9 protein-coding genes are annotated in these 10643 nt (G+C 53.7%); 6 read left to right on the forward strand and 3 right to left on the reverse strand.

What is annotated here, in order from left to right; translation table 11 throughout:
* Window positions 1–126 precede the first annotated feature (126 nt).
* The 3 genes from trfA to OHL20_RS24195 all read left to right on the forward strand — a co-directional run bounded on the left by trfA (window position 127) and on the right by OHL20_RS24195 (window position 5864).
* Window positions 127–1134, forward strand: a complete 1008-nt coding sequence (gene trfA, locus OHL20_RS24185) for a plasmid replication initiator TrfA (RefSeq protein WP_263385878.1) — start codon at window positions 127–129, stop codon at window positions 1132–1134.
* A gap of 1536 nt (window positions 1135–2670) precedes the next feature.
* Window positions 2671–4605, forward strand: coding sequence for a CHAT domain-containing protein (locus OHL20_RS24190; protein ID WP_263385879.1), 1935 nt, complete (start codon window positions 2671–2673; stop codon window positions 4603–4605).
* Between the two features lie 8 nt (window positions 4606–4613).
* On the forward strand, window positions 4614–5864 hold the full coding sequence (locus OHL20_RS24195) for a S41 family peptidase (protein ID WP_263385880.1): 1251 nt from the start codon (window positions 4614–4616) through the stop codon (window positions 5862–5864).
* Here OHL20_RS24195 and OHL20_RS24200 read toward each other — a convergent pair.
* From OHL20_RS24200 to OHL20_RS24210, 3 genes are all read right to left on the reverse strand, one after another.
* Entirely contained in the window at window positions 5857–6591 is a 735-nt protein-coding gene (locus tag OHL20_RS24200; protein WP_263385881.1) for a hypothetical protein, read from the reverse strand. The genes OHL20_RS24195 and OHL20_RS24200 overlap by 8 nt on opposite strands.
* Before the next feature lie 23 nt (window positions 6592–6614).
* The gene (locus OHL20_RS24205; RefSeq protein ID WP_263385882.1) at window positions 6615–7190 is read right to left on the reverse strand and encodes a sigma-70 RNA polymerase sigma factor region 4 domain-containing protein; all 576 of its coding nucleotides are present in this window, start codon (window positions 7188–7190) and stop codon (window positions 6615–6617) included.
* 277 nt (window positions 7191–7467) lie between these two features.
* Window positions 7468–7761, reverse strand: coding sequence for a helix-turn-helix domain-containing protein (locus OHL20_RS24210; protein ID WP_263385883.1), 294 nt, complete (start codon window positions 7759–7761; stop codon window positions 7468–7470).
* A gap of 442 nt (window positions 7762–8203) precedes the next feature.
* On the opposite strand from OHL20_RS24210, the gene OHL20_RS24215 reads away from it, so the two are divergent.
* The 3 genes from OHL20_RS24215 to OHL20_RS24225 form a co-directional block, all read left to right on the forward strand.
* Complete coding sequence (locus tag OHL20_RS24215; protein ID WP_263385884.1) at window positions 8204–8617, forward strand: hypothetical protein; 414 nt, start codon at window positions 8204–8206, stop codon at window positions 8615–8617.
* Window positions 8618–8625: 8 nt separating this feature from the next.
* On the forward strand, window positions 8626–8889 hold the full coding sequence (locus tag OHL20_RS24220) for a VirB3 family type IV secretion system protein (protein WP_128915656.1): 264 nt from the start codon (window positions 8626–8628) through the stop codon (window positions 8887–8889).
* A partial coding sequence (locus OHL20_RS24225) for a VirB4 family type IV secretion system protein (protein ID WP_263385885.1) occupies window positions 8870–10643 on the forward strand: 1774 nt, incomplete at its 3' end. The genes OHL20_RS24220 and OHL20_RS24225, both read left to right, overlap by 20 nt.

Consider the following 10643-nt stretch of genomic DNA (forward strand, 5'->3'; position numbering starts at 1 on the left):
TGCGGCCAGGTCGGGTGAAATGCGAAGTTTCCGCATACCCGTCCTGTAACCTTGGAGCAATAAAAAGCCCCCAGCGTTGGCAGCGCCGAGGGCTCGTATTTCTAAACCCGCGTTGGAGGCGGGCCTATGAATAGTTTAGCTCACGAGAATCGATCGTCCGCTAATCTCGGACTGCAAAAACAGCTTCCTATATGGCCCGAAAGCGTCAGAGGCGGACCGAATGCGATTCTTCGCTCGGCGCTCTTCGCTGGCATTCAGAGCAAGAAGCGGCAAATCATCGGCAGGCAAACACGGCCCGACAAGAACCTGGAATCCGTACCGATTGCATCGCAAGACGGCATCACCATCAACTTCGCGGGTATGCAGCTAAACCAGTACGATGCAGACGTGTTTTTCGAGACTCTGCACCGAGCACGCCGCCAGCCGATGGAGACCGTTTGTCAGTTTCAGGGTGCGGACTTTCTGAAGTCCATCGGGCGGAGCTGCAACAACCTGAGCTATGAAGACTTAGAAGAGAGCTTGCAACGCCTTCGCCGAGGTTCAGTCGATCTCGAATGGAAGGTAAACGATCGGCACTACCGGTTCTCCGGGAGTCTCATCGCTTACTTCGTACGCGAGCAAACTACTAAGACATACAAGGTCACGTTTGCTAAAGAGATCCTTACGCTCTTTGCACCCGCGAGCTGGACGCAGCTGGAGTGGGACCAACGCCAGGCCATCAAAGGCAAACCCCTCGCGCAGTGGCTTCACAGCTACTACTCCACACACGCGGCCCCTTTTCCCGTTACAGTTGCGTTTCTGCATAACAAGTCAGGAAGTCCCACAACGCTCCTGAAACACTTCAAGACCGAGCTAAACAACGCTTTCGCTACCCTCTCCACGACCTTGGGGTGGTCTGTAACGTGGAACCGTAATCTCGTGACGGTGACACGCAATCCGTCTGCCGCACAGAATCGCCATGTGGCTAAGAAGATCGCGAAGACGAAGAGGTTGAGGGAGCTTAGAGAGACTCAAGGCAAGCAGCGTGACCAACAGCTCGCGCTACGGCAGCCCGCTCGCGAAGCAGCAAAGCAAGAGACCTTCGATATGTTCTCTACGCGCCAGGTTCTCGACCAACTCTTGAAAGCTCGCTAAGTCCACAGAATCATCGCATTTCACCCGACCGTCCGCGAACTGGTCGGATGAAATGCGAACAAGAATCGCGGTCATCGGATTCCTTGTTGTGTAGGTCTCCAGCTTCGCATTTCACCCGACCTTTGAGTCCGAAATGACGCATTTCACCCGACTTTACCCCCAAAAACCTCTTGTAGACCACCCCCAACCATCCGGCCCGGCTAAATGGGTGCCGCGGTTGGATCGTACGATACAGACTAAGAACGCATTTCACCCGACTCTTCCGTCGCATTTCACCCGACCGAAGCTTAGAAGCGTGGTCTGTGGATAATTCTGCGTTGCTTTTCTGTGTTCGCATCCCACCCGACCGAACTTCGCCTTTGGCCCGACCAAAGACGCATCCCACCCGACTTTGAACGCATTTCGCCCGACTGGAAGGATTAGAAAAAAGTGGCTAAACCGTTTGTTTTATAAGGCTTATAGGGAACATGCCCGAGCCCCTAATCTTTTAAATCCCTCTTCTAATCCCACTTATAATCCCCACCTCAAACCGCCTTCCTTTGTGGAAATCCATTCTTCTTACAAAGCCAATCTGACGTGACTCCAGCGTGCGCCGGCGAGAAGAACCGGCCCACCCCTCCGTCACCTCGAATACCTCAAGAAACAGCACCCACGAAGACAAAAGACACGGCAAAAGCAAAAGCAAAAACTTCCTGATGAGAGTGAGGGCTGTCTTAGACCAATGGCTGAAGCATTGAGATCGTGCCAGGACCAGCAGAAAAGGCGCAAGGCGCTCGCGCTGCACATTCTTGCGACCCAATATACCCCCAAACGCACCAAGAGGCTCCAGCGAGGCAAGGATACACACGGGTGTGCAGTTTCCCATAGACTGACGAGATGCAGAGCTGGAAATGGGCCAAACGTAGTGCAGCAGTTTTAGGCATCACAATCATCGTTTTCGGAGGCGCTTACTATTACGCGATCGAACCGCATCATTCCTTCGCTCCGCCCGAATCGCCCGAGGGTTTACTAGATCGTGCCGACACCCTTGCCTGGGGGAACAAATGGGCCGAAGCCCAACCCTTATACGCTCGGGCGGAAAAGCTCTTTGCGAGTGAGGGCAAAGGCTCGAAAGCTCTCTATGCGCACGTTAGCCAGGTTCCACCGGACGAAACCGTCAGCGCGCACACAAACATCCTGAGATTGACCGAAGAACTCGCAATCCCGGAGGCCACAGATCCAGAAACAAAGCTACGAATTCTCACCATTCGTGGTCAGATCGAGACCAACTACGATGCGAGCCAAGCACGGGCGACATGGCAATCCATTCAATTACTCGCAATCAACCTGCATCACTACCAGCTCGCGACGCGAGCAGTCGGAGAGCAGGGAATCGCAGCCTTCATCCTGGGAGATACGGAGACAGCAAAAAAACTAGTTGTGCGTGCCTGGGGATTATCGAAGGTAGAGCATGATCCCGCTGCAACGGTTCGATACGCTTCCGTATTCGGTGCAGGCCTCGTTCAAATCCATCGCTACAAAGAAGCCCTAATGCCGTTGGACCAGGCCATTCAAACCGCAGCAAGTACGCCTGGGGTCGCCTACCCCACGATCGCAATCTACGCGAAGATCGATGCGCTGGCGGGGCTTCACCGATACCCCGAGGCGCTGCAACTTGCCAATCAATCACTCGCGCGTCTTCAAGGCACACCGTACGATGGGCACCGCTCCCAAGTCCTGATATCACGGGGCGAGATCGAGCAGGCAAGCGGCGATATACCAGCCGCGATCAAAGACTTTGTACAGGCAGTCTCAATTTCACAACGGATAGAAAACTATCGTGGAACAACGGATGCCAGCGGGGTTCTCGCACAGGCCTATGAGCGCTCAAACGACCTTCCGAGCGCTCTTGCTTCGATAAACATGGCAATTGAGGCCAACACAAAGATCCAAGACGAGCTCTACCTTGTCCCCCGAAATCTAGCGATCAAAGCTGAAATCGAGGACAAGATGGGTCACCAGCAAGAAGCGGCGACCCTTTACAGGAAGAGCATCGCCTTGATAAACCGCATGATTCAACATGCCTCGACCACCAACATTCAACGTCAGCTCTTGGCAGAAATGAGCGACGTTTACTCGGGGTATTTTGCATCTCTATGCGCCCAGAAGCAGTACGACGAAGCCTTACAGATCCTCGACAACGTACGCGGGAGAGTCGAAACTGAGGCGCTTGAGCACCACGTTAGCCAACAAGTCCACCAGCCAACCCCCGAAGAAAAAGAGCTAACCAAGCTCAATCTTTCGCTCATAAATACAGACGACCCGGCCACTCGGTCAGAGATTACGAACGACATCTACACAACGGAGCTTGGCATTAGCCCAAGCTCACTCACACAAGAGACCATCACGCATCCGGTCCACCTTTCGACTCTCCAGGGCTCTCTTTCGCCTCACGAGCTGCTGATTGAATATGTTCTAGCCGAACCAGCCTCATATGCCTTTGCGATTACTCGGGACACTGTAACGTCCTATCGCTTAGCGTCGAAATCGGTCATTGAAAGTGAGGCTAATCAGTACACGAAAAAGATACGAGCGGGGAACGAAGACAAACCACTAGCCCGACAGCTTTTTACGGATCTTCTAAAGCCGATCAAGCACTATGCCGACAAGTCGGACCTTGTAATCATCCCCGATGGCGCGTTGCATCTACTACCTTTTTCTGCTCTCGCGGATGACAGTGATTATGTCTTGACGTCGCACACCGTCGACGTGGCACCGTCATCTACAGTGTTTGAGCTTCTCCAAAAACGGATCCAGCATGAAGAGATCGCAACCTTGCCTTATGTCGGGGTGGCAGCATGGACCAAGCAGCCTGACAATCGTAATCCCATTGTTAGAGCCGTTACGGGACCTCAGCGAAGCCAGCTTGTGCCGCTACCGGACAGCCGAGATGAGGTTGAAACGATCGCCAAAGACCTGCCACATCCAAGCACGATTCTCCTTGGCGAAGATGCAACTGAGGGGCACTTCAAGAGCCTCGATCTCAACAGTACCGATGTGATCCACCTTGCTCTACATGGTTATGCAGATCTCGACTACCCCGACCGCTCAGCTCTTGTTTTTGCGCCCGATCCAGGTGGAACAGACGACGGCTTGTTGCAGATAAGAGAGATCAGAACATTGCATCTAAAAGCAAAACTGGTCACGCTTTCCGCCTGCAATACTGGAGTAGGACCGGTTGGAGAGTCGGGCATTGCGAACTTGGTAAACGCTTGGATCGAAGCCGGAGCCGATACCGTTGTTTCAACGCTCTGGGAGGTTGAGGACCATACGACAGAACACATGATGGCCGATTTCTACGGTCAGCTATCACAACATAAGAGCAAGGTTGATGCTCTACGAACAGCACAGTTGGCACTCATGAAACAGGGCCTAGCACCCTACTTTTGGGCGAGTTTTCAGATTGTTGGAGACCCAAACGGCACTCTATGACAGGAAAAATGATGGAGCTTACACGGACACAACGGGCCGCACTTCTAACGAAGATCGAAGCTGCGGTAGTAGAGAAGTATTTTGAGCCCGACTTCGATGAAGCGCGGTGGAAGGGCATCGTCAACAGACATCGGTCCACAATTCTTGATGCTCAAAGCACCGTCGATTTTGAGACGGCCACAAGCGAAATGCTCACTGAACTTTCCCCGAAAACTCTCGGACTTCTCTCCGAAAGAACGCCGATCAATCCTCGAAATGCGATCAATGCAAGTTTCTCAGTCCAGTCAATTTCGGATCAGCTTCGATGGGTATTTCAGGATGTGCTACCGGGTGGTGTCGCTGCCAAAGCAGGAGTGCGGGCTGGAGATGTGCTCGTCGAGGTCGCTGGCAAACCGATGGTTCCTAAATCGGAGGCCTCTACCGAACCGCCATTCGAAATGCAGGAGTCCATTGCGGTCAAAATAGCCCGTGGTAAGCCTGCAACAGAGCTTTCTCTCTCTCTCAACACCGGTACGCCGAAATACAAAGACAACCCCTACTCTCAGTTGACGCCGGTCACGACAGGATCTCAACCAAACGGCACCGCGTATCTCAAGGTCAGCCTTTTTCAAGGCAAGGTTGGCATCGACTTTGCCAATGAACTCGATAGGCTCTTTGCTGGACAGTTCTCCTCTAGTCAGAGGCTCATCATTGATCTTCGGGGAAATCCTGGAGGTGGCATCGGCGGTCTTACCTTGATGAGCTATCTGACCCCTGACAGGCTTCCAATCGGCTACAGCAGGAACAGAAAGATGGCTCAGGAGCGGAAGGACCCGGCTTCTCTGCCAATTTTCGATAGAGTCCCACGTTCGAAACTGGCAATTCCAGGTCTCGCCCTCAAGTTCATGGGCAAAACTTCAGTGTTCCTTTACACCGAGGCACAAGGAAAGCGCTCGTTTCATGGTCGCGTCTTGATTCTCGTAAACGAACACACGACTGGTGCCGCAGAGATGGTCGCGCAGTTTGCTCAAGAGAACAAGCTCGCAATCATCGCAGGCGCGAAAACCCCAGGACGATTGGTGTCTCGATCAGCTACAAAACTAGGCAGCGGATACCGCTTGATCGTACCTGTCGCGGCTTATATCAGCGCTAAAGGAACCCAGATCGAGGGGAAGGGAATCACCCCCGACATTGAGATCCCGTGGTCCTACACAGACGCGGCAGCGGGAAGAGACAATCAGCTCGAAACCGCAGTTGAGGCACTGCGAACAGCTATCTAACCTGGAGAGGGTAGTAATAAGTACCATTGTCCGAACCGCGAACGGTCGCGAGGAAGTATGCTCCGGCCTTCGCCGCTCGGAGATCGAGGATCACACCCAAATCAACTTTTCCGTCGCTCTCTTTAGCGGTGCCCGTACCCTCAGCGACTTGCTTCTGACCGGTTCGATCGTACGATACAACGACTTTGTAATCTCCTGCGTGGCTGAATCGCGGCAACGTTATCGATAAATGAACGATCGCGGCGGGCAGCATTACCTGTTGGAGCGGTGCAGCGTCGTCACCAGTACCACGCAGAGTTGGTGCGTTAAAGAGATCCACGCTCGCATTCACGGGCACGCTCGATGCGACCTGCTCGGTCTGCGACGGGTGACGCTGCGACAGATACATATACGCAGCTCCAAAGATGATGAGGATGGACGCCGCCAATGCTAGAAGCGTTCCCATAAAGCGGCCAGAAGACCGCTTTGGGGTCACGACGAGGGGTAGGGGATCGACTTCAGCTTGCACCCTGGCTGCCGCGCTATTGCTCGATAAGCCGTTCTGAGATTCCTGCCAGTCAAGGCGATAGTGCCTGTATTCTGCGTAACATTCGGAGCAGGAACCTACATGAAGACCAGAGGGATCGCTGACCGGCAACCGACCCTCGGCGAGAGCTTTCAAGGTGCCTTCATCCGGGCATCCTATGCGCTCTGGGTTCGGAAATGCCTCCAAGAGAAATTCGTTCAATAGTTCAGAATCCAAGTGCCCGCCTATACCTTCGTCTCGCAGAATTTTTGAGACCTGTTGCCAAAATCGTCACGTCGAGAGACCGGCGTTGCGCTAGCAGCAACTCGCTCTTTAACCCGTTGGATAGCTTTCGCGGCGGCAGAATACGAGATGCCGAACGCCTGCGCGGTTACATTGGGACTCGTTTCGCCACGTAGGAGCAGAACGAGGATATACCTCTCCCGCTCATTCAGCGATGCCTTTAGTTGGTCAAAGAACAGAGATTGATCGATTTTCCGCTGAAATGAGCGATCTAGGCCGCCTAAACGCTCTAAATCCTGGCCGATTCCGGCGCTCTCCTCTTTTGCAGTCTTCGTGCGCAGCCAATCGCGCACGCGACCCTTCAGGGCCATGTACGCATAGCGCTCAGGCGCAGAGATAAGTTCTCTCTTCGCCTCCATCGCCCACCCGACCTCCTCTGCCCACTCGGAGATCATCGCCGTATCGACATTTGGGAAGTCCTTCAATACCCACTTGAATACCACTTCCACGGCAGCTTTTATTGCTGGAGACACAGCCCGGCCCTGAGCATCAACGAGGTGTAATTGCGATCGTTTCATTCGAGGTTCTCAATCTGCTGGAGACACAGCACAACTCATTGCATCGACGAATAGAACTACGTGGGAATCGTTCGAGGTGATCTCATGATTTGTTAGACGGCTACAGCTTGATTGAGCATCGCAAGCTGACCTTCGTTTGACGCGCTCTGTGGAAAAGAAAATGTCTCTTGAATGTCAAAAGACCTCTTCCTCAACGCGCTTAGCTAGTAGATGCCTAAATTAGCTTCACCCTTATCTCAACAAGGATATCCCCCATGCTATGCAGGAGGCGGGGAAGCTATCTCTTGGAAGCCTTCGCACCCTTCGCGAGCTTCAACTCATTTGTCTTCCTCACAGGGGCGTTCACGGGCTCTGCATGCTCCAGTTCGTGAACCTCTCCAAGACCCGCAATCAGCTCGTTGGGAGGTATCCCAAAGACCTCCGCAACACGTAGAAGAGTCTTCAAGGTTATCGGGTCGCCACGTTCCATTCGGGCGACCTGCGTCATGTGAAACCCACAATCCATCACCATCTTGCGCTGCGTCATGCCACGCTCTTTGCGCAGCGCCTTTATGCGCTGACCGAGCGCCACACAGAATTCTTCGTAATCGTATCGGGGTGTGCGGATTGTGCCGGTCCTCTTCGGGGATGATTGAGAGCCCAATCTTAGCCTTCCGATCGAATGATCTCCACACCAATTTTATCAATCGATTAGCTGCCTCCCGTCTATGCACCCGGCCTCCAGGCCGGAATCAATTCAGTACAAAACATACTACACAAATAAGGCATTCCTTTTGTGTGTAGACATGTGCGTGGAGTTGCAGTATAAGCATTGGTAGATACTACACACGCAAGGCATTCTTTATGTGTGTAGCAAAGTTTCTTCAGACCTGAAAGGAGGTGGTTTCAAATAGCCGTTCTTGAGCGTTCAAAAGAGCGCTTTCGTTGCAATCTACGGAACAGTTTCGATGCTGAACGCATGGCCTGATCTGAAACGAAAACCCACCAACCATTACAGGAAACAGGAGCCTATCTTGAGCCAGAAACTCACCAATCGAATCCACTCCAGACTCGCGACGTTCGCCGCCAAAACTTTCACCAAACAGCGGATGACGAACGTTGCACGCACCACCGGACCTCTTCTATTAGCACTTGCCATTTCGCCCATCGCGGCTCATGCCCAAGGCACCGTGGATCTCACCGGCGTAACGACAGCAATGTCCACCGTCGAGAAGACCTGCCTGCTTGGTGCCTCAATCGCGGTCGTTATCGGCATCGTCGTCGGCGTGTTCCAGTTCATGGGCCGCAACATCTCCGCTGGATTCATCTCCATCGCGGGCGGTCTCTTTGCCGGTATCGTCATCGGCTTTGCTCCGCAGTGGGTAGGCTCACTCACCGGTCAGTCACTCTCGATGGTCGTCACGCACGCAACGAAGGTGATGGCCTAACCATGCAAATAACGAAGCGAGGAGAACCACTAGCGATCAATCAGGCACTCAACAAACCCCGAGAGAAGCTGGGTCTCAGCTTGCCCATCTGGATGTTCATTGTGATTGTGTCGATTCTGGTTCTCCTCCTTCGGTTTTATCTCCTTTCAATCGCGATCTTCATTGTCATCACTGCCGGATGCTGGTTCATCGTCCGCAAACACCCAAAGATGTTTCAACTGTGGGGCTTGAGCTTCACGCAGAAGAGCTACTATGACCCGCGCAAACGCTAATCAATGGTTCACCGATGCGAAGGCAGCGAACAGCATCGTGCCTATCGCCCGTTTCGTTAGCCCAACCGTGTTCGCCACAAAGACGCGAGGTTACGGATGCCTCTTCTCAGTCGAGGGAATCGACGACGAAGGCCTCACGGATGCTGATGTAGAGGCACGGGTCCGCGCGATCGAAGGGGGTCTGCGTGGGCTCCCCGAGGGCTCTTGCCTCTATCAGTACATGCGCGTCACATCCGGCTTCGCGATTCCTCGCAAGAAGAATTACAAACATCCCGTCACTCAGTCTTTCGTCGAGGACCGGCTAGACTTCCTCGATAAGACGGCCAAGTTCAGACGTATCGATCTTCATTGGTGCCTTACGTTCGAGCCCGAGCTAATCAACCCTCTCGCGGCGAAGCCTAAAGACCAGGCGAGCGAGAACGGTCGTCTTCTAGGGCAATTGCAGAAGGCGGCGTCGATCCTAGAGACCCACTTGAGCCAGGAGATCGGTATCAAGCTTCTTGAGAAAGACCAGACCTTCAAATTCTTTTGCGAGCTTTTCAATCTGGAGGAGTGGGCGGGACACACCCGGCTCGTTTCGGATATGGGCGTCGATCAGCAGATCGCCAACAGTGCGGTTTCATGGCAGCCCGACCATTTGCGAGTAGGGAAGCGGTACGTCCAGATGTTCTCCCTTTCCAGCACCCCCGCAACGTCACAGCCCTGCATGTTCAACGGCCTCACCAATCTGACATGCGATAGCGTCTTCTGCACAACCTGGCGTCCGAAGTCGACATCATCGGTCCGTAAGGAGATTGGGGCACAAGAGAAGTGGATTGAGTTCTTCAAGGTTGGCATCTTTCAGCGCCTCATGGCCGGTAAGAACTTCGCTGCGCTCAACGAGGGTGCGGGCGCAAAGGCCGCTACCGATGGCGTGGACGATCTCGGATTGATCGTCTCTGAGTTGAATAAGAAGGCGCAGGGCGAGTACACAGCACGGCTCCTATTGTCGTCCCGCAGCGCCGCCGAGCTGCACGACAACATCCCGGTCGTGCATCGGATCTTCGTCGATGCCCAGGCCAGCATCATCGAGGAGAGCTTAGGCAATCTCTCCGCTTTCTATGCGATGTTTCCTGCGAACAACCGATACAGCGTCTACCCGCTGTGGCTTGGGGAAGACCATCACGCCCGTCTGTCCCCGGTTTTCGCTCCTCACATCGGACACCCGATCTCTGATGATTTGGACGATGAGTATCTAAATGTGCTGGAGACGCGGCAGGGAACTCCCTTCTTCCAGGATGTCTTCGTAGAAGGCGTTCGAGTCCAGCTCACGATAGGGCCACCGGGCAAGGGTAAGTCCGTTCACACAAACCAAATGCTCGCGCTAGAGCGCAAATACAACGGTTTTGTCTACATCTTCGACATCGGCAACAGCTACGAAAGCATGGTCGAGCTGTACGGAGGCAGGGTGGACAAAGTTGGTTTGGACGGCCCGCGCGTCAACCCGTTCGCGCTGGAACCCACTGAAAAGAACGTGAAGTTTCTCTACAACTTCGTCAAGATGCTGCTCACAAACGGGGGCGCGACGTTGAGCCCCGAGGACGAGGACACGGTCTTCAAAGAGGTTCAAGGCATGTATCACCTTGACCCTCAGAACCGCCGACTCTCGAACCTCCTCCTTCCTAAACATCTAAGCCGATACCTGGCTAAATGGATAGACAAGGGCGCATATCACGCCATTTTCGACAACGTAGAGGATTCGCTCAGTCTCTCGC

The organism is Granulicella arctica (assembly GCF_025685605.1).
In the GTDB taxonomy this organism is placed as follows: Bacteria; Acidobacteriota; Terriglobia; order Terriglobales; family Acidobacteriaceae; genus Edaphobacter; species Edaphobacter arcticus.